This window comes from Desulfosarcina variabilis str. Montpellier, assembly GCF_048565275.1.
Lineage (GTDB): Bacteria > Desulfobacterota > Desulfobacteria > Desulfobacterales > Desulfosarcinaceae > Desulfosarcina > Desulfosarcina variabilis.
In genome coordinates, this window is record NZ_CP159846.1 from 3596451 (window position 1) to 3616154 (window position 19704).

General features: G+C 52.9%; 17 protein-coding genes. 11 read left to right on the top strand and 6 right to left on the bottom strand.

Translation table 11 applies throughout. The features are described from left to right. Nucleotides 1-6: 6 nt before the first annotated feature. Nucleotides 7-795, bottom strand: a complete 789-nt coding sequence (kdsA, locus tag Dvar_RS16345; RefSeq protein WP_419662753.1) for a 3-deoxy-8-phosphooctulonate synthase — start codon at nucleotides 793-795, stop codon at nucleotides 7-9. A 344-nt stretch (nucleotides 796-1139) separates the two neighbouring features. Here kdsA and Dvar_RS16350 point away from each other — a divergent pair, with 344 nt between their 5' ends. From Dvar_RS16350 to alaS, 5 genes are all read left to right on the top strand, one after another. Further along, nucleotides 1140-2513, top strand: a complete 1374-nt coding sequence (locus tag Dvar_RS16350; protein WP_419662754.1) for a M23 family metallopeptidase — start codon at nucleotides 1140-1142, stop codon at nucleotides 2511-2513. A 14-nt stretch (nucleotides 2514-2527) separates the two neighbouring features. Further along, nucleotides 2528-3697, top strand: a complete 1170-nt coding sequence (locus Dvar_RS16355; protein WP_419662755.1) for a homocysteine biosynthesis protein — start codon at nucleotides 2528-2530, stop codon at nucleotides 3695-3697. Nucleotides 3698-3731: 34 nt separating this feature from the next. Next, nucleotides 3732-4322, top strand: coding sequence for an RNA 2',3'-cyclic phosphodiesterase (thpR, locus tag Dvar_RS16360; protein WP_419662756.1), 591 nt, complete (start codon nucleotides 3732-3734; stop codon nucleotides 4320-4322). A 66-nt stretch (nucleotides 4323-4388) separates the two neighbouring features. After that, complete coding sequence (gene recA / locus Dvar_RS16365; RefSeq protein ID WP_419662757.1) at nucleotides 4389-5456, top strand: recombinase RecA; 1068 nt, start codon at nucleotides 4389-4391, stop codon at nucleotides 5454-5456. A gap of 66 nt (nucleotides 5457-5522) precedes the next feature. Beyond that, a complete protein-coding gene (alaS, locus tag Dvar_RS16370) occupies nucleotides 5523-8150 on the top strand; it encodes an alanine--tRNA ligase (RefSeq protein WP_419662758.1) in 2628 nt (875 codons plus the stop codon). 91 nt (nucleotides 8151-8241) lie between these two features. On the opposite strand, the gene Dvar_RS16375 is transcribed toward alaS, so the two are convergent. From Dvar_RS16375 to Dvar_RS16390, 4 genes are all read right to left on the bottom strand, one after another. Continuing rightward, nucleotides 8242-8703 carry a chemotaxis protein CheX gene (locus Dvar_RS16375; RefSeq protein ID WP_419662759.1) on the bottom strand — a complete coding sequence of 154 codons (462 nt, stop codon included), beginning with the start codon at nucleotides 8701-8703 and terminating at the stop codon, nucleotides 8242-8244. A gap of 194 nt (nucleotides 8704-8897) precedes the next feature. Continuing rightward, entirely contained in the window at nucleotides 8898-9725 is an 828-nt protein-coding gene (gene dapB, locus Dvar_RS16380) for a dihydrodipicolinate reductase (RefSeq protein WP_419662760.1), read from the bottom strand. A 61-nt stretch (nucleotides 9726-9786) separates the two neighbouring features. Next, the gene (locus tag Dvar_RS16385) at nucleotides 9787-11493 is read right to left on the bottom strand and encodes a phosphotransferase (protein ID WP_419662761.1); all 1707 of its coding nucleotides are present in this window, start codon (nucleotides 11491-11493) and stop codon (nucleotides 9787-9789) included. Then, entirely contained in the window at nucleotides 11490-14129 is a 2640-nt protein-coding gene (locus Dvar_RS16390; RefSeq protein WP_419662762.1) for a 1-acyl-sn-glycerol-3-phosphate acyltransferase, read from the bottom strand. Before Dvar_RS16390 ends, Dvar_RS16385 begins: the two co-directional genes overlap by 4 nt. A gap of 340 nt (nucleotides 14130-14469) precedes the next feature. On the opposite strand from Dvar_RS16390, the gene Dvar_RS16395 reads away from it, so the two are divergent. Then, on the top strand, nucleotides 14470-14751 hold the full coding sequence (locus Dvar_RS16395; protein WP_419662763.1) for a hypothetical protein: 282 nt from the start codon (nucleotides 14470-14472) through the stop codon (nucleotides 14749-14751). Nucleotides 14752-15056: 305 nt separating this feature from the next. After that, nucleotides 15057-15374 (top strand): hypothetical protein, encoded by a 318-nt coding sequence (locus tag Dvar_RS16400; RefSeq protein WP_419662764.1) that lies wholly within the window; start codon nucleotides 15057-15059, stop codon nucleotides 15372-15374. A 76-nt stretch (nucleotides 15375-15450) separates the two neighbouring features. On the opposite strand, the gene Dvar_RS16405 is transcribed toward Dvar_RS16400, so the two are convergent. Next, a complete protein-coding gene (locus Dvar_RS16405) occupies nucleotides 15451-16626 on the bottom strand; it encodes an exo-beta-N-acetylmuramidase NamZ domain-containing protein (protein WP_419662765.1) in 1176 nt (391 codons plus the stop codon). Nucleotides 16627-16851: 225 nt separating this feature from the next. Here Dvar_RS16405 and Dvar_RS16410 point away from each other — a divergent pair, with 225 nt between their 5' ends. From Dvar_RS16410 to Dvar_RS16425, 4 genes are all read left to right on the top strand, one after another. Next, complete coding sequence (locus Dvar_RS16410; protein WP_419662766.1) at nucleotides 16852-17556, top strand: cobalamin biosynthesis protein CbiA; 705 nt, start codon at nucleotides 16852-16854, stop codon at nucleotides 17554-17556. A gap of 75 nt (nucleotides 17557-17631) precedes the next feature. Further along, nucleotides 17632-17856, top strand: coding sequence for a 4Fe-4S dicluster domain-containing protein (locus Dvar_RS16415; protein WP_419662767.1), 225 nt, complete (start codon nucleotides 17632-17634; stop codon nucleotides 17854-17856). A gap of 23 nt (nucleotides 17857-17879) precedes the next feature. Beyond that, on the top strand, nucleotides 17880-18950 hold the full coding sequence (gene vorB / locus Dvar_RS16420; protein ID WP_419662768.1) for a 3-methyl-2-oxobutanoate dehydrogenase subunit VorB: 1071 nt from the start codon (nucleotides 17880-17882) through the stop codon (nucleotides 18948-18950). 14 nt (nucleotides 18951-18964) lie between these two features. After that, nucleotides 18965-19702 carry a thiamine pyrophosphate-dependent enzyme gene (locus tag Dvar_RS16425; protein WP_419662769.1) on the top strand — a complete coding sequence of 246 codons (738 nt, stop codon included), beginning with the start codon at nucleotides 18965-18967 and terminating at the stop codon, nucleotides 19700-19702. The last annotated feature ends 2 nt before the right edge of the window (nucleotides 19703-19704 follow it).

Consider the following 19704-nt stretch of genomic DNA (forward strand, 5'->3'; position numbering starts at 1 on the left):
TTGATTTCAGCTGGTAAGGGCACTTTTTATCGCTTTAAGCTGTTTCAGCAGTTCGGGTAATTGATCAAGCGGTAGTGAGTTGGGGCCATCACAAAGCGCTTTGTCAGGGTCTTCGTGGACCTCAAGAAAAACACCGTCTGCACCGGCCGCAACGGCTGCCCGGGCCAGCACCGGGGCGAACTCGCGTTGTCCACCGGAACGGGTTCCTGCACCACCGGGCAATTGGACACTGTGCGTGGCATCAAAGACCACCGGACAGCCGGTTTTTTGCATAATTTGAATGCCCCGAAAGTCCACGACCAGATTATTGTATCCGAACATCACGCCCCGTTCGGTAATCATGGGACGGACACTGGAAACCGAACGGATTTTTTCGATAATGTTGACCATGTCCCACGGGGCCAGAAACTGTCCCTTCTTCACATTGACCGGTTTACCGGTTTTGGCCACTTCGAGGATCAAATCGGTTTGGCGGCAAAGAAACGCCGGAATTTGAAGGACATCCAGAACCTCGGCGGCGGCGGCGACTTCATGGATACGGTGGACATCCGATAAAATAGGCACATCCAGGGTATGCTTGATTTGGGACAATATCTTGAGTCCGTCTTCTACGCCAGGGCCCCGGAAAGAGCCAATGGAGGTGCGGTTGGCTTTATCATAGGAGGCCTTGAACGTGAACGGAATTTCCAACCGATCGGTGATTTCCTTAAGGCGCGTGGCGATTCGCAAGGTCACATCCGCATCCTCGATGACGCAGGGACCGCTAATTAGAAATAATGGCGTTTGAGAATTCATTCAAGATTGTCTTTCTGTTATCGTTTAATCCTGATTTCCTATGTATCCGCGGGCGGTTAAAATGTCAAGCTGAGAAAAACTTTGCCTTGATTAACGGTGACTTAACTGTTATTGTGCCCCTTTTAAAGGTGTTGAATCGATCAGATGCACAATCCAGATGTGCCGACGATCAGGATATCTTGCCAAAGTGAATACACTGCCAATGACCGTATCTGATGCCCTTCCGGATTAGACACTTTTTTGGACGGGTACTACCTATCATCGGCCGGTTTGGAGAATCCTTCACGTTTTTTGGCTTATCATATTTCCCAAGCCTAAAAACAAACACCGAAAGGGACGCTGTCTTGAACAAAAAAGGAAGATCATTCAAACCAATACTGGTAATCATCCTTGTGCTGTTGGTTAGTATCCCGACAGTCTGGCTGGCCATCGTGCGCATGGAAGGAACCGCGCCAGCCCTTGATGTCAAACTTGAGTCGCCGTATATCGGCAAATCGCGAACGGTATCCATATCGGTGTCGGATTCGGGTAGCGGCATCCGTAAAATATGGATGGGATTGTTGGTGGACGGCCGTGAAGAGGAAATTCTGCAACGCACTTTCCCGTCGGCCGGCTTTTTTGCCGGGGGAAAGGAAAAGACTGTAGACGTTGAGGCCACCATCTCTCCGCAGGATCTGGGGCTTTCCGATGGAAAAGGCATGATCCGGATCGTGGTCTGGGATTATTCACTGCGTAAATGGGGAAAAGGCAACCAGGTCTATCTTGAAAAAGAGATTCAGATTGATACCCAGGCGCCAACGATCAGCGTTATCAGTCGGCGTCATAATCTTAACCAGGGGGGCAGTGGGCTTGCCATTTACCGGCTTTCTGAAGTATGTCCGGTCAGCGGTGTGATGGTGGGGGACCGGTTTTATCCCGGTTACCCGGGGCATTTCAAGGATCCGGCGATCCACATGGCCTTTTTTGCGCTCGACTACACGCAGGGCAAACAAACCCATCTGGCGATCAGTGCCCAGGATCAGGCTGGCAACCAATCAACGAAAGGGATGGTGTACCACATCAATGCCCGGTCGTTCAGAAAAGATGCCATTAAACTGTCAGATCGCTTTTTTAATTCCAAAATGCCTGATTTTGAACCCTATTTTCCTGAAATGGCGGGAGAGAGCCAGCTCGATCTGTTTTTGAAGGTCAACCGTGAACAGCGCACTAAAGACTATCAGAAGGTGAACGGTATTACCGTCCAGACGGAAAAACAGGTATTTTGGAATGGCGCTTTTTCGCGTTTGCCCGGCTCCGCCAACCGGGCCCGTTTTGCCGACCATCGAACCTATTTTTACAACGGCAAGGTGATCGACCGTCAGGTCCACATGGGCATTGATCTGGCGTCCACGGCCCATTCTCCCGTTCCGGCGGCCAACAATGGAAAAATCGCATTCACCGGCAATTTGGGAATCTACGGCAATACGGTGATTCTTGATCACGGATTTGGACTGTTCACGCTCTATTCCCATTTGAGCCATATTGGTGTGAGCGACGGACAGATGGTCGACAAGGGACAAATCATCGGCAAAACCGGCATGACCGGGATGGCGGGTGGCGATCACCTGCATTTCGGGATGATGATCCACCAAACCTATGTCAATCCCGTGGAGTGGTGGGATGCCGCATGGATAAAAAACAATATTACCAGCAAGATTGAAAACGCAGAATCTGAATAGGAGCTGAGAGTCGCATGGGAACCCGAAAGGTTCAGAAAACCTACCAACAGATCAATGAAAAAATACGCTCCGGTGATGTTGTGGTCGTCACTGCGGAGGAGATGATTGACATCGTCAAGGACAATGGCCCTGAAGAAGCGGCGCGCCAAGTGGACGTGGTGACCACCGGAACATTTTCTCCCATGTGTTCCTCTGGTGCATTCATCAATTTTGGTCACAGTGTGCCGGGAATCAAAGCGTCCAAGGTGTGGTTCAACAATGTGCCCGCCTATGGCGGGATTGCTGCGGTGGACTGCTATCTGGGGGCCACCGAACCGTGTGAAGACGACCCGCTCAATAAGGTTTATCCCGGCGAGTTCACATATGGTGGTGGACATGTCATTCAGGATCTTGTGGCCGGCAAAAAGGTTTATCTCAGAGCCACCGCCTACGGAACGGATTGCTACCCGCGGCGGGAGTATGAGAAGGCCATGACCCTTAAAACCCTGCCCCAGGCCACCTTGTGCAATCCGAGAAACGCTTACCAGAACTACAATTGCGCAGTCAACCTGAGCAAAAAAACCGTTTATACTTACATGGGCACCCTGAAACCCGGCGCCGGCAATGCCAATTACAGCACTGCCGGTCAACTCAGTCCGCTGTTCAATGATCCGTATTACCGCACCATCGGACTGGGAACGCGGATTTTTCTGGGGGGCGGTGTCGGCTATGTCACCTGGCACGGCACCCAGCATAACTTTGATATTAAACGCGCCGACAATGGGACGCCGCTTACCCCGGCCGGCACCCTGTGGGTCATGGGGGACCTGAAGCAGATGAGTCCGGATTGGCTGGTGGGGGTCAGCATGCAGGGCTACGGTTGCTCGCTGGCGGTGGGACTTGGGGTTCCCATTCCCGTTTTAAATGCCGAAATGGCGCAGTTCACAGCTGTGTCCGATGACCAGATCTTCACTCAGGTTTTGGATTACGGGAAGGACTATCCCAAAGGCAAGGCCAGCAGCCTCAGGCAGGTCAGCTATGCAGAGCTGAAAAGCGGTGTTATCGACTTTCAAGGCAAGAAGGTTCCCACGGTGCCCTTGTCCAGTATGGTAAAAGCCCGCCAGATTGCCGATACCCTCAAACAATGGATCGGTGCGGGCACGTTTGAACTGGGAGAACCCCAGTTTACCCTGCCTTCGGGTTGATGCAAAAGGTATTGTGCAGCCGAAGGAAAGCGTTATGGCCAACACGATCAGAACCTTTGTCGCCTTGCCGGTTTCCGATGCGGTATCTGAATTCTTAAAACAGATTCAAGAGCGACTGCGCTCGTCCAGGACCAACATCCGCTGGGTACCGGCGACGAACATTCATCTGACGCTCAAGTTTTTAGGGGATATTGATCTGTCCACGCTTCCGGCGACAAGGGCTCAGATGGATGCCGTCACCCGGTCGATCGCCCCGTTTACCCTGACTGCCAAAGGGGCCGGGGTGTTCCCCAATCTTCGTCAGGCTCGGGTGTTGTGGGTGGGCCTAACTGGTGATATAGACCAGCTGGGACTGCTTCAAAACACGATTGAATCGGAATTCGTGTCCCTTGGCTTCAAACGCGACAGACGTCCATTTCGGGCGCATCTGACCATTGGGCGAACACGTCAGCGTCCTGATCCCAAGGTGCTGGGGGCGTTGTTGGAACCGCTTAAAGACGCATCGTCCGAGCCGTTTCGCATTGATCAGATACGGCTTTATCAAAGTGTGCTCAAGCCCAGTGGTGCCGAATACAAAATGTTGCACGCAGCGCCCTTGGCGGCAGGCACCAGAATGAAAATATGAAAATCCGAAAAATGACCGTCGGCCGGATGTGACGTCGGGCCGGGATCAATAGAAGGGGAGATTGGCATGACCATTTCACCGGATAAGACCAAAGCGGTTGATGCTGCCATGGGGCAGATCGAGCGCCAATTCGGCAAAGGTGCCATCATGAAACTAGGCGCCCGTCCCGTCGAAGATATTCCTGTGATCTCAACCGGCGCCATTGAACTGGATCGCGCCCTTGGAATCGGCGGCTTGCCTCGCGGGCGTGTGATCGAGGTTTTTGGCCCTGAATCATCGGGGAAAACGACCCTGGCGTTGCATGCGGTGGCCAATGCCCAAAAACAAGGCGGCATTGCGGCATTTATCGATGCCGAGCATGCCCTGGATACGGTCTATGCACGTAAGCTGGGAGTCAACTGCGACGAACTGTTGGTCTCACAACCCGATACCGGTGAACAGGCCCTGGAAATCGCCGACATGCTGTTGCGCAGCGGTGCCATTGACGTGATGGTGATCGACAGTGTTGCCGCCCTTGTCCCGCGGGCTGAGATCGAAGGGGAGATGGGCGATGCGCATATGGGGCTGCAGGCCAGGCTCATGTCCCAGGCCTTGCGGAAACTGACCGCCACGATCGGCAAAACCATGACCTCGGTGATTTTCATCAATCAGATCCGCATGAAAATTGGCGTGATGTTTGGCAACCCGGAGACCACGACCGGTGGTAATGCCTTGAAATTCTACAGCTCTGTAAGGCTGGACATCCGGCGTATCGGTGCCATCAAAGACGGCCAAAATATCGTCGGCAACCGGACCCGGGTCAAAGTGGTCAAGAACAAGATGGCGCCGCCGTTCAAGGAGGCTGAGTTCGATATCATGTATGGGGAGGGAATTTCGCGGACCGGCGACCTGCTGGATGTCGGGGTCAGCGCCGGTATTATCGAAAAAAGCGGTTCCTGGTACGCCTATAATGGCGAACGCATCGGGCAGGGGCGCGAGAACGTGAAAAAGTTTTTCCAGGACAACGATGATCTGTTTGCCACCGTGGACAAGAAGGTCCGTGAGGCCGTGGGCCTGCTGCCGGCTGCCACGGATGACGCTACGCAACCAACAGATAAACCGGAAAAAGCTGAAAAAGCCAATAAAAAAAAATAAGAACCACCCCGGGCCAACAACAACGGCTTTTTCGGGAGGTGTAACACCCCATTTTAGGAGATGGTTATGACCGGCAATGAGATACGACAACGCTACCTCGATTATTTCCAGAAACATGGCCACCGGGTGGTGCGGAGCTCTTCCCTGATTCCTCAGGACGACCCGACGCTATTGTTTACCAATGCCGGTATGGTCCAATTCAAGCGTACGTTTTTAGGAGAAGAAAAGCGCGACTACAATCGGGCGACCACCTCCCAAAAGTGCGTCCGGGCCGGCGGAAAACACAATGATCTGGAAAATGTCGGCTATACGGCCAGGCATCATACCTTCTTCGAGATGCTGGGCAATTTCTCCTTTGGAGACTACTTCAAGGAACAGGCGGTAGAGTTTGCCTGGGACCTGTTGACCAACGGTTACGGCCTGCCGGCGGATAAACTGTGGGCATCGGTCTACCTGGATGACGATGACGCCTATGACCTGTGGACCAAGAATATCGGTATCCCTGAATCACGGATGGTCAGGCTGGGCGAAAAAGACAACTTCTGGGCCATGGGCGACACGGGACCTTGCGGACCCTGCAGCGAAATCCACCTGGATCGGGGACCAGAGCACGGGTGCGGGCGACCGGACTGTGATGTAGCCTGCGATTGCGACCGATTTCTGGAAATCTGGAACCTGGTGTTCATGCAGTTCAACCGTGATGAATCCGGCACCATGACGCCGCTGCCCAAACCCAGTATCGACACGGGACTGGGGCTGGAGCGCATGGCATCGATCATTCAAAATGTCAGCACCAATTTTGAAACCGATCTGATTTACCCCATCATCCAGCGCACTGAAATGCTGGCTGAGAAGGCTTATGGGCAGAATGAATCCATTGATGTGGCCATGAAGGTCATTGCCGATCACAGCCGGGCGGCGGCCTTTTTGATTGGCGATGGGGTGCTTCCCTCCAACGAGGGGCGTGGCTATGTATTGCGCCGCATCATGCGCCGGGCCATCCGCTATGGACGCAATATCGGGCTGACCAACCCGTTTTTACACGAAACCGCGCGGGTGGTTTTCGACATCATGGAACCGGCCTATCCTGACTTGAAAGCCGGTGCGGCCTTTATCACCAACGTGATAGAAAACGAGGAAAACCGTTTTTCGGAAACCCTCGACAACGGGCTGCGGGTGCTAAACGATGCCCTGGCTGAAATTCGTGCCAAGGGAGACAAACAGGTTCCCGGTGACCTGATTTTCAAATTGTACGATACCTTCGGTTTTCCCCTGGACATCGTGCGCGATGTGGTGCGCGACGAGGGACTGATTGTAGACACCGACGGGTTTGAGACGCGCATGGAAAAGCAGCGCCAGCAGTCGCGCTCTAAAATCGCGTTTAGCGGCGCAATCGACGCCTACCGGCAACTAAGCGCCGCAGGCGAAAAACCTGAATTTGTCGGCTACGGCACCTTGAGCTGTGAGGCACAGGTCGTACTGATCGTGCGTGACGAAAAAGGGGTGGATGCGGCCGAGGCGGGAGCGACCGTGGAAGTGGTCACCACCGCCACTCCGTTTTACGGTGAAGCCGGCGGTCAGGTCGGCGACCATGGGACCATTACCGCGCCGGGCCTTATGATGGTGGTGGACAACACCGTTAAAGATCCCACCGGTATCATTATCCACAAGGGAAAAATCAAAACCGGGCGCCTGGAAAGCAACCAGACGGTCATGCTTACCGTGGATGAAACGCGCCGGGATGCCGTGGCCTGCAATCATACGGCGACCCATATCCTGCATGCCGCACTGCGCCAGGTACTCGGCGATCATGTCAAGCAGGCCGGTTCTCTGGTGGCGCCGGACCGGCTGCGATTTGACTTTACCCACTTCTCCCAGATTGAACCGGACGTGCTGGAGCGCATCGAAGTGTTTGTCAACGACCGGATTCGGCAGAACGTGCCGGTGGCCATGCAGGAAATGGATATGGATACGGCGGTGGAATCCGGTGCCACGGCCTTGTTTGAAGAAAAGTACGGGGACCGGGTGCGGGTCATCAGCCTTTCTACATTCAGCCGTGAGCTTTGCGGTGGCACCCATACCACCCGGACCGGTAACATCGGGTTGTTTAAAATCTTATCCGAATCCAGTGTGGCCTCCGGTGTACGTCGTATCGAAGCGGTAAGCGGTGGCGCCGCACTGCAAGAAGTGCAAAAAAACAGCCGCATCCTCAATCAACTGGGGGCGCTGGTCAAGGATAAACCCGATGGATTGGTGCAGCGCGTGGAGTCCATGTTGACCCAACTCAAACGCGCGGAAAAGAAAACCGAACAGCTGAAAACCAAAATGGCCGAAATGCAGGCCGACGGCGATGGGGACCAGGCGTTACAGATCAACGGCGTGGATACCGTTATCCGTCAGGTCACCGTGGAAAAGCCGGCCGCACTGCGGGAACTGGCCGACCGATTCAAGGATCGTCTGGGATCGGGCATTGTGGTGCTGGGGGCGGAAGCCGGTGGCAAAGCCTTGTTGATTGTAACGGTCAGCAAAGACCTCGCGGACCGCTTTCATGCCGGGAAGATGATCAAGATCATTGCCGGCGAAGTGGGCGGCGGGGGTGGCGGGCGGCCGGATATGGCGCAGGCCGGTGGTACCCAGCCTCAGCACCTGACCCGGGCACTGGAAAAGGCCCGCGAAATTATTGCCAACGGATAAATCGTGTCCATTGAGAAATAATAAAACAACACCGGCCATGGTTATTAATTGGACCATGGCCGGTGTTGTTTTATGGTGGACTGAATCGAGGTTATTGGCCGTTCTCTTTCAGCGCCACCTCGATGACCATCTCCCCCTTGTCCGTGATACAGGGTATGGAAATAATCGGCAGACCAGAAGGGTATGAAACTTTGTGTTTACCGACAACAACGCTAGGCACACTGATAGAGGTGCCCGAAGAAGGGAAATCGGTTTTGGCGTTACCCGCGATCATATTGGCGATTTCACCGATGGCATCGGTGCAATCATCATCCAGTTCGGTCACTTCGTCGCCAATCAGTGCGGACACCAGCTGAAGGGCAATATCCCGTGAAAGATTGATGACCACGCAACCGGTAACCGTTCCCGACAGGCCGATGATACTGCTGATTTCGTATTCCGGCAGGTTGCCTTTCTTCAGACTGGGTTTGCCCAGCTTGAAAGGCACCTCGATCATGGTGTCGAAGAGCTTTTTAACAGCATTGATAAATGGATTGATATATTTAACGTCCATTGTTCCCCCATCACGAGGTTAATTAATCGTTGACGGTAATTGATGCATCGTGGTCCGGCTTCATTTACCCTTATAATTGCGTCTGCTTGGCGTTTTGCGCGTACAGGCTTATCATCGGCTGCTTTTTTATCAACTTTACCATTGATTTATAAAATAAGGAACTTTTTTTACCCGTTATACCCATTCGCAAGGGGTTATCCTTTCAGCACATCAATCATCGAGTAAACCTTGCCATGCTCGCCGGCGGTCAATTTTTGGTTCAGGAAAAGCGTGGCATCCAATGTCCCGCCGGCATAAATATCGCGGCCGTTGACATTATGCTTGAATTCAAAGACCACGGTCTGATCCGGAGATGTCAAGCGGTAGGTATGCCATCCATGCCCGGACAGATAGTCCGTGGGAATACCCCACTGTTTCGTTTGAACATCAGGATCACGCTCCATCTGGATCTGGTCCGGTGAAAAATCAACGCCCATGCGGTTAAAGCAGCCAACCACAGCCTTGGCCGTTCCACTGGTATCCGCCTTGCCGGCTTGATGGCTTTCCTTTACGGTCAGGCTGTAGCCGCTGAAAAGGGTGTTGAACTCGGTCGCCGCATATTCCAGCATGGCCTGAAACCCAACAATTTGTTTGGCCATGTTAGGCGCAATAACGGCACAGGTGGAAGATGCGCTGACCGTTCGATTGAGTTCTTCGCGATCACCGCCGGTGGTCCCCATGACGAACGGCAGGCCGTGGCGGCAGTAAAACTCGGCATTATCGTTGACCGCCGTTGGATGGGTGAAGTCAACACTGATGAAATGTTCATATTGATCGATGAGCGCGTTTATCCGCGCTTCTCGATTGGAAGGCGTGATCAACTCAAAAACAGTGTCGTTGACCGTGTGCTGGGTGGCCTCAATTTCCGGTCCGGTGAGAGAATAGGGCAACACCTTGACGCGGGGATCTTTCAAGGCGTGAGCGGTGATCGTGCTGGTGACATTTCCTGGAAGACCGTTGATCATGATGGGTAGCGTTTGCATGCGTTTCACTCCTTATTGTTTCGATTGTTGGCCCTTGCGCGTGGGCCTGATGCTTAAAGGCTTAGGATGGATGCCGTTCGCTTTTCCCAATTCTCCGGGCCATGGCAAAAAGGCGGGGAAAGGCGTTTTCATCGGCAAGGCGAATATGGCCAGCCAGCATGGCGGATGCGGCAGGAATCCATGCTTCGAAATCGTTTTTCCCTTTTACGCGGCTCAAGAATCCAAAAGCGCCCAGCATCTGAAGATTTCGTGTGACTGCACAATAGCGATACCCGCGGATAAACCGGTCTGAGGCACAATGAAGCCGCACCGCTGCCTGCTGGGTTGCATAGGTGAGTAGATCCTGTCTGAGATGATCGCTCAGGGCCACGTAGGGGTCGATTAACAGTGATGCCAGGTCATACTGGATCGGACCGGATCGCGCACCCTGAAAATCGATCAGGTAGTGGCGTCCATCATGGACCATGATATTGCGCGATTGAAAATCACGGTGAATCAATCCCTGGACGGCGTGGGCGACGGTGCGCCGGGCCAGACGATCAAACTCGGTGGCCAGATCCTCGAATTTTACATCCAGATTCAGGTAACCGTTTAAAAACGCGTCCACGAAATAGCGGCACTCTTTTTCAATGATCAGCTGTGTATCATAGGCCCGGCTTTGGCAGGTCCAGTCCGGGTTGAAACCGGCGGCGGCCTGTATGGTGATATTCAATAAGGTATCGATGACCTGTCTGTAAAGGTCTCGAACATGGTCGTCATGACTGTCCCGGGAAACAATCCGCTGCAGATGGCAGTCCCCTAAATCTTCCAGGAAAACCAAGCCGCTGAATTCATCATGGGCAACAATACGTGGCACGGGAAGCCCACATTGAAAAAGATGCTTGCCGATATGAATGAAGGCGTTGACCTCGCTGCCCTCAGGCGTCGGGGTGATGCCGTGATCGGCCAGAATCAAATGGTGGCGATCGCTGGTCAGGCGAAACCAGCGGCGGTCGCTTCCGTCACCACTTAAGGGGCGCCGCCTTATATTATCGGTTGAATATCCGGGGAACGCGGATTGAAACGCCTGGGGGGCCATGATATCCACGACGGCATCCCGGAATCGCTCCGGGGTGCCCATGTCCTGCCAGTAATGGTGCTTGGCCACGTGGGCATGAATGGGGATGCCCTTGTCAATCATCTGGCGATAGACGGCGATGATGTCACAGAATCCGGAAGCGGGTATCCAATCGAGAACATCGGCATCGATGATGTGAATGCCGGTGAATGCCAGTTGCAGCGCACCGTTAGGCTCGGCACCATCACAGAACCGTGCGAAGCCGACGATGCGCCGGGTATCGTCGACCCAGACTTGATTGAATGGCGGCCGATCATGAAGAACCAGGGTCACCGATGCCGGATTGGCCAAATGAACCTGATAAACACGGGCCAGGTCAATGTCGGTGACAATATCGGCATTGACCACCATGAACGGCTTCCCATCCCAATAGGAGGCCAGCCGGCGAATGGCACCACCGGTGCCCAGAATCTCGTGCTCGTGGCTGAGGGTAATGGGAATCCCAACCGCATGATCATCCAGAAAGGCCTGGATCTGGTCGGCCAGGTGGTGCGCATTGACAGCGATGCCTGTACAGCCGGCCCGTTTCAGGTTGGCCATCATGCGAGCCAGGACCGGAATGCCCGCCAGTGGGAACAGGGCTTTGGGCAGGTGGTTTGTATACGGGGCCAGCCGGGTCCCGAACCCGGCAGCCAGAATTAGCGCCTTCATGGGCTCAATCGATTCAAATAATTCTGGATAAGGGTGTCAAAGTGGGCGATGCGGGCCTCATCCGAATGGTCTTTGATGCCATTGGTGGAAAAATAACTCAGACCATTGGCGTAATTGATTTTGGACACGGATTCAATCAGGTCGATCTCCTTGTTTTTTACCATTTGCATACCGAGTTGCTGAATTTTTTTCAGTTTGTCCTTGGCGTCGGGTATCTCTTTGCGATTGCTACGGTAAAACTGGAGTACCACCCGGTAGGATTCAAAATAGGGTTTTAAAAAAGCGGCAAACATTTTTAGCTTTCGATAGCCTGAGGAGGTGATCTGATAGTTGTCGGGGATGGTCGGGTGGGGCATCAGCATGGCATCGTCGATAAAGGCCTTGATGGTTTTTCTCACAAACTGGACGGGGGAACGTTCCAGATTAAAGGCGAATTCATATTTGAAAAAATCCTGGAAAAACGCGTATTCGTTGTGTAGATCCGTGGCACTGAACTGAAAGGCGTCTTTTTTCAGGATGGCCAATGCCGTAAAGGCGGCAGGAACAAAATAGGAAATGCTGTTGTTCTTGTAAAATTCCAACAGGCTGCGTTTGGCCGGATTGACCATGTAATCCGGCTGGTGCTCGGGCAGGTCCTTATCGCCCGGGGCTTTTTCAATCAATTTACGGGTCAGATAATGATCGATGGCCGTGTCCAGGGCTGCATCCGCGTTGAGAACGATGGTATCGGCCAGCTTGGCATTCTGGCTATAGGCAAACTTCAGATAGGTGCCGACCGTCTCCTTGAGTTCCTTATCGGTAAATCGTGAGCGGGCCATGTTCAAAATGGCGGCAGCCACGAGGCCCGGTGGCGTGACGACGGTTTGCCGGTCAATGGCATTGATGATTCGCCAGCCCAAGTTACGGCACAGGGCGTTGATTTCTTTTTGCGACATGCTGTCCAAGGTATCGCCATTGCCTTCGATCAACTCGCGTGTGGAAATCGGGTCGCTGAAGTTGATGTAAATTTTGCCATACCGTTTTTTCAGGAAACGACGTGCACGAATGACCTGGCTGAGATTCTCATCCTCCTTTTTGCCTCCTTCGACCTCATGAATATAGGCATGTTCCTCGATAATCCGGTCATAACCGATATACACGGGAACGAAGATCATGTCTTCACATGCCCCGTTGCGGTAAGCATCCAGCAATATGGAAATCAGGCCCAGCTTGGGCATGAGCAGTTTGCCCGTCCGGCTTCTGCCGCCTTCGATAAACAGCTCGATATTGAATCCTTCTTCAAGCAACTTGTAGATATACGCGGAAAAAACCCGCGAATAGAGCACCGCGCCCCTGAACGTGCGCCGCAGAAAAAAAGCCCCGCCGGCACGAAAAATGGGGCCCAAGGGCCAGAAAGAAAGATTTTTCCCGGCAGCGATATGGGGGCAGGGCATGTTGTGATGGTAAAGAACGTAAGACAGGATCAGGTAATCGATATGACTCTTATGACAAGGAATGAGAATTAACGGACCTTTTTGCGACATGGCCTTTACCCGGGCCAGGCCGGCTTTATCGATGACGGCACCGTCGAACATGGAGTTCGTGATCCAACCGACACCGTAGGACATAAGATGGATCATTCCCGGACTGTAGCGGGCGGCAATTTCATCCAGATAATCGTCGGCTTTTTTTCTTATTTTTTGGATGGGTTCCTGACGCGACGCCGCATGTTTTTTGATAAAGGGACGGATTCGATCACTGGTCAGAATAGCCTCTTTGAGTTCTTCGTTGGATTTTATAATGGGACCGGTGATACTTTGCCGGTGTCGATTGTGTTGTAGCAACAGCTGGCGCCTGAGTTGAAGGGCCAGATGGTTGACATCCGGATTGTCATCTGGACGCTGACTCAGCCATTGTTGCAAATTGAGTGGATGGGAGAGCTCGACGAATATTTTCCCCGGATGGCGAAAGAGCGTGACGATTTTTCTGAGTGTTCCCGGACGCTGTGAGGTACCAAAAAGGGAATCAATCAGGCTGGGCAACGCCGGTAGCGGTTTTTTGCTGAAAAACATCAATTGCGGTACCAAATAAATGGGACGATCAATTTTATCTTGCATTTCAATTAGATACACCAGGGGGTCGATCCGCTCTTTGACAAATCGGCGATAAAACCCTTTTTTCTCAACCAGAGAGAGAAAACCGCATCCTGTTTGTAAAAGCGCACGCTGGTAGTAATCACTGCGGTAAGGATTGAGGACCCGTCGCCGCCGGATCAATTCGTCCAGATAAGCCAGCATGATACGAAAGAGTCGGGACACGGATTGCCAGCAATAAATCTCATAGTCGAAGGCCAGTTGCGGTACCGGCAGTCGTCGCTGTTGGTAACGGGTATGGGCGAAGAGATATTTGAAACGGCTTTTGTATTTTGTGGTATAGATGATGATTGCCGACCGGGGAATGGTCTTGACAACATCCGCCTGTTCTTCACCCATAAACACCCCTGAGAACAGGCGTTTTAGAAAGAGCGTGGACAGCTTTCCGGTAAGCATGGGCAGAAAACAGAAATAGTGATCACGGGAATTTTTTAAAAGCCCTTCGATCCAGCGTCGAATCGCAGGCGTGGTTGGATAAACCGTTTGTTTTTTTTGATTGTTCATGATTTGAGAATGTTAGATTCCAATACAGCGGTCATTGATAATATTTTGGAAAAATAACAGATGCCTTGACCCTTTGCAATGCCATATTCAGCAGCAAAAATATGCTTGCGCTGCCAAGGCTTCTATGTTATTGCCATAGAACTTGATAGCGTCACCACAATTGCTATCTAACTGAAATCCCTTAATATCAAAAAAAACGCATATCTCCCGGCAAATGCTGGAGGAAGTATTGAAGAAGGTTCAACACGTCGAACCATCAGGGCGTCACGTGCACGGATGGGCCGATGAAGCCATTTTTATCTGTCTAACTCAATAAGGTTATGAAGGAGGATGATTCTTTATGAAAACGTTAATTGGTGGAGCAGTGGCAGCAGTTCTCGGCCTGATCGGCCTGTCGGTATGGTTTGGTGAATTCCTTCAGCTTCTGGCTGGCGCGATTCCGGTGATGCTGTTGCTCGGTGGTGGCCTTGCGCTTTATCTGGGCTTCGATGAGCTTAAAGATTCCTGGAAAAAGGATGACACTTCTGCTGATGACAGCGCCGCCGATGACGACAACGATAAGTACAAACAAGAAATTGACGATCTCAAAAAAGAAATCGAAACCCTGAAATCTGACAAATAAATCAGGATCCGCCTCGACATTGAAAATACCGCCCCGATAGGCTCGCCCTGTCGGGGCTTTTGTCTCTGACTGCCTTCCTTGCCGACACCCACCAAAAACCGAACTTGTATTTGACATCCATTGATACAATCGATAGACTCCTCGGCCGGTTTAAAACAACCGGCTTTTTGCCCGGATTGACCAGGACCGGATTGTTCACCAATACGTTGACGTTCACGCTCAAGTTCAAGGTTCGTCGATTTCATCCGATATAGTCAATGTGTCGAAGATGAATGATGAATTGGCGTACCGAAAGTAGGATGATCATGTTTCCAAAACCGATGAATACCGAAGTGCCGTTAACCATTGAAGAGGCGGTCAGCATGCTTCTGGCTGATTTGCCGCTTTTGGATCGCACCCGACTGGGGGCGATGACAACCGAAGAGTTGAATCTGATCAATAAAGTCGTTGGGCTTCAAATCGCTAAAGATTTTCGCCTGTGGAGCGGCAATGATCCACTGCTCAATGCCTGTCTGGAGGCGATTGACGAAAATGATGCGGACGATGCCGATCCAACCATGGTCATCGTTCGTGCCATGTGGGCAAAATTGCAGGAAACCCACGTGTTAAGGCTGGTAAAATAGGTACCCCAAGGTGAGCGATTAGCTTTTAGCCGTTAGCCGTTTACCTTGAACTGGAAGCCAGTTTTCAGGATAGTATCTAATTATAAAGCATTACCGAGCGAATCATTTGCTGGTAAGCGCCAAGCGAGGATTGCCAGCTGGAAACCAAATCCGTGACCGCTGTTTGGGACTCGATGCGTTGACGAACGGATTGATCGCCAAGGATCAAGTCCATGGGCAAGCGTTTGTATTCGTATTCGTAAGGTGGCTGCTTATAGGCAAATTGATCCGGGTATAGATGAAACATGGCCTGATACAATCCCAATGAAAGCGGATAGGACGCATAGCGCTCGGGCTCGGTGACATGAATCTGGAACCCTTTGCAGGATCGGCAGGCCCATTTATTGGATGTGGGTTCAAACTCGACTGGGCGCAATACGCATCCGGCCAAAAGGGCCGGGTCGAGTTTTTCCAGCAATAGATAGGGATCGATAAAAGGGGCACCAAAAAGCTCGAACGGCTGGGTGGTCCCCCGGCCTTCTGAAACGTTTGTCCCTTCCCAGATGACCTGCCCCGGATAAACCAGAGCCGACATGGCCGTGGGAAGATTGGGTGACGGGGCGACCCAGGGAAGGCCTGTCTGACCAAACCGCATCTCTCTTTTCCATCCCTGCATGGCAACCACCTCAAGGTCGCATCCGATACCAAACTCAGTGTTGAATAAAATTGCCAGCTCGCCAATGGTCAGACCGTGTCGCATGGGGATGGGGTAGCGGCCGACAAAAGATGAACAATCCCTTTGCAGCAGGTTGCCCTCCACAAGATTCCCGCCCACCGGATTGGGACGGTCAAGGACGACGACTTTCTTTCCATTTCGCCTTGCTGCCTCCATGCAATAGGAAAGCGTATAAATAAACGTATAAACCCGTGTGCCCACATCCTGAAGGTCTACCAACAGGATATCAATAGGTTCCAGCATTGGATCCGTGGGAATACGCGTATCTCCATAAAGGGAAAAAACCGGCAGGCCGGTTGCAGGATCGATGCGGTCGGCGGATTCGATCATGTTGTCCTGCTTTTCGGCATAAAACCCGTGCTGCGGCGCATAGAGCGCTTTGAGTTGACCGGGCAGGCGCTGATCAATGCGAAACCGTGCATGGACCAATTGGCTATCAACGGACGCCGGATTGCATAACAGGCCCAGTCGTTGATTGTGTAAAGATGACAACGGTGCGTGCAGCAATGCCTCAAGACCGGTGGTTACCTGGGTCATGATAATGATTTCCTCCTTATTTCGGTTAATAACACAGCATCCTGGGCTGTAAAAGGTTAAAGCAGGCCTGCCTTGTAAATTCCTTGACAGCGTACTATTTTATAAATATGTAAACCAACTCATTAACATCTTACCGAAACAGGCCGCACCACCCCTTATTTCTGGTCTGGTTAAGCCATTTGCCGGCCGGCGCTGTTCAACATATGACGAAGGATTGATTGGCTTTTGGAACTAGAACTTGATGGTATCGTTATTCTTGTCGGCGCCTATGGCAGTGGAAAGACAGAAGTTTCCGTTAATCTTGCCGTCTGCATGAACGAGCGCGGGACACCCGTCCGGCTGGCGGACCTGGATCTGGTCAATCCTTATTTCAGAAGCCGTGAATCACGTGAAATCTTAAAAATGTTGGGCATTGATGTGGTCTTACCGCCGGCAAAATACATGCACGCCGATCTGCCCATTTTAACCCCTGAGGTATCGGGGATGCTCCGTCATCCCACCGGCTTGACCCTTTTGGATGTGGGCGGGGATGATGTGGGGGCCACGGTCCTGGCCGCGTTGGCTGATGCATTGCAGGGAAAGTCAGCCAGGGTACTGCAGGTGATCAACCCCAACCGACCTTACACAGATACCGTGGCCGGCTGTCTGAAGATTCGGCAAGAGATCGAAGCCAAAGCCAAAATGTCAATCACGGGCATTGTGGGCAATGCCAATCTTATGGAAGAAACCACCGTTGACGTGGTGATGGCGGGCTATGAATTTTGTAATCAGGTGGCCGATGCGGGAAAGATACCCCTTGAGTTCATTACCGCACCGTCGGCATTGTTGACCCAATTGCCCAAAAACGATATCCAGTGTCCCATTCTGGTGCTTAAACGGCAGATGGTCCCCCCCTGGAAACGGGCGGAACCATTTGGGCAGACGGTTTAGCCAGTGGCCCGCTGGCGGGCCACTGGATTTCAAATTTGAAATTTGAGATTTCAAATCAAAGGAGCAAATCGACCTATGGCATTTCAACACACTATCGACAGAGACCGCTGTAAGGGCTGCGGCCTGTGCGTCGCTGTCTGTCCCAAAAACGTATTGGAGATCTCTCCGGACGTCAACGCCAAGGGCTATTTCCCTGCCTACCAGGCGCGGCCGGAAGATTGCATCTATTGCACCATGTGCTGTATCATGTGTCCGGATGTGGCCATCACGATCACCGAGACAGAGGATTCTGACGCCTGACCCGCGTCAGTGAAGGAGAGATCATGGCAAAAGTACTGATGAAAGGCAACGAAGCCATTGGCGAGGCGGCTATTCGGGCCGGCTGCCTGAACTATTTCGCTTATCCGATCACCCCACAGTCCGAAGTGGCCGAATATCTGGCGCGGCGCATGCCCGAAGTGGGCGGCGTGTTTTTACAGGGCGAGAGCGAGGTGGCCGTGGGGTATATGCTCTTTGGCGCTTCCGGTGCGGGTGCGCGGGTGTTCACCACCTCGTCGAGTCCGGGAATCAGCCTGATGAGCGAGGCGATCAGCTATCTGTGCGGGGCCCAGTGCCCGGCGGTATTTGTCAACATCATGCGTGGCGGCCCGGGATTGGGCGGCATCCTGCCCTCCCAGGGGGACTATTTTCAGGCCACCCGGGGCATCGGCCATGGCGACTGCCGCATGTTGGTGATGGCACCGGCCAGCGTTCAGGAAGTAGTGGAGATGGTCATGCGTGCCTTCCCCCTGGCTGAGAAATACCGTAACCCGGTGATGATTTTAGGAGACGGGCTGATCGGACAGATGATGGAGCCGGTGGAATTTTCCGATGATCTGAAGACCGAGCCGTCCAACAAGGATGACTGGGCGTCAAGTGGCATGGACCATCGGGGCAGCAAGACCCGCAACCTGGTCAAGTCCCTGTTTCTGGATCCGACTGTACTCAACGACCAGAACCTGATGCTCAAGGCCAAGTACGATCGCATGCGCGAAGAGGAGGTACGCTATGAGGCGTACAATATTGATGGCGATTATCAGTGTCTGATTGTCAGCTACGGCACCATGAGCCGGGTGTGCCGCACGGCCATTGACATGCTCAAGGAAGAAGGCATCGAGGTTGGCATGATCCGGCCCCAGACCCTGTTTCCGTTTCCCGAAAAGGCCGTGGGTGATGCCGCGGCCAAAGCGTCGTGTACGCACGTGGTGAGCATTGAAATGAGTATGGGCCAGATGGTGGATGACGTGAAGCTGAGCGTACTGGGTCGCAAGCCGGTGAGCTGGTACGGTAAATGCGGTGGTGAAGTGCCCACGCCCGAAGAGATCATTGGCGTGGTCAAGGAACGGATTGCCTGAAAGGAGGCGGACCTATGGGAAAGACATTCAAGAAACCGGAGGTGCTCACCGACGCCCACACGCATTATTGTCCGGGCTGCACCCACGGCGTGATTCACCGCCTGGTGGCTGAAACCATTGATGAGCTGGGTATAAGAGGACGGACGGTGGGCATTGCCCCGGTGGGGTGCGCGGTGCTGGCCTACAATTATTTTGACTGCGACTTTCAGGAGGCGGCCCATGGCCGTGCGCCGGCCATGGCCACGGGCATTAAACGCGTACGTCCCGACCTGATGGTGTTTACTTACCAGGGGGACGGGGATTTGGCCAGTATCGGCATGGGTGAGATCATTCACGCGGCCAATCGCGGTGAGAAGTTCACTACGATTTTTGTCAACAACGCCATTTACGGCATGACCGGCGGTCAGATGGCACCGACCACTATGCCGGATCAGCGCACGACCACCAGCCCCTTCGGCCGCCAGGTGGATCAGGTGGGCATGCCCATTAAGATGGCCGAACTGCTGGCCGCCCTGCAGACGCCCGGATACATCACACGACAGACGGTGATCAAACCCAAGTATATCATGAAGGCCAAGAAGGCGATACGCAGGGCTTTCGAATACCAGATGGAAAACAAGTGTTTCAGCCTGGTGGAAGTGGTCAGCACCTGTCCGACCAACTGGGGCATGACACCCATCGAAGCGGTGGAATGGACCGAAAAAACGCTGTTGCCCTACTACCAACTCGGCGACAAGAAGGTACCGGAATAAAG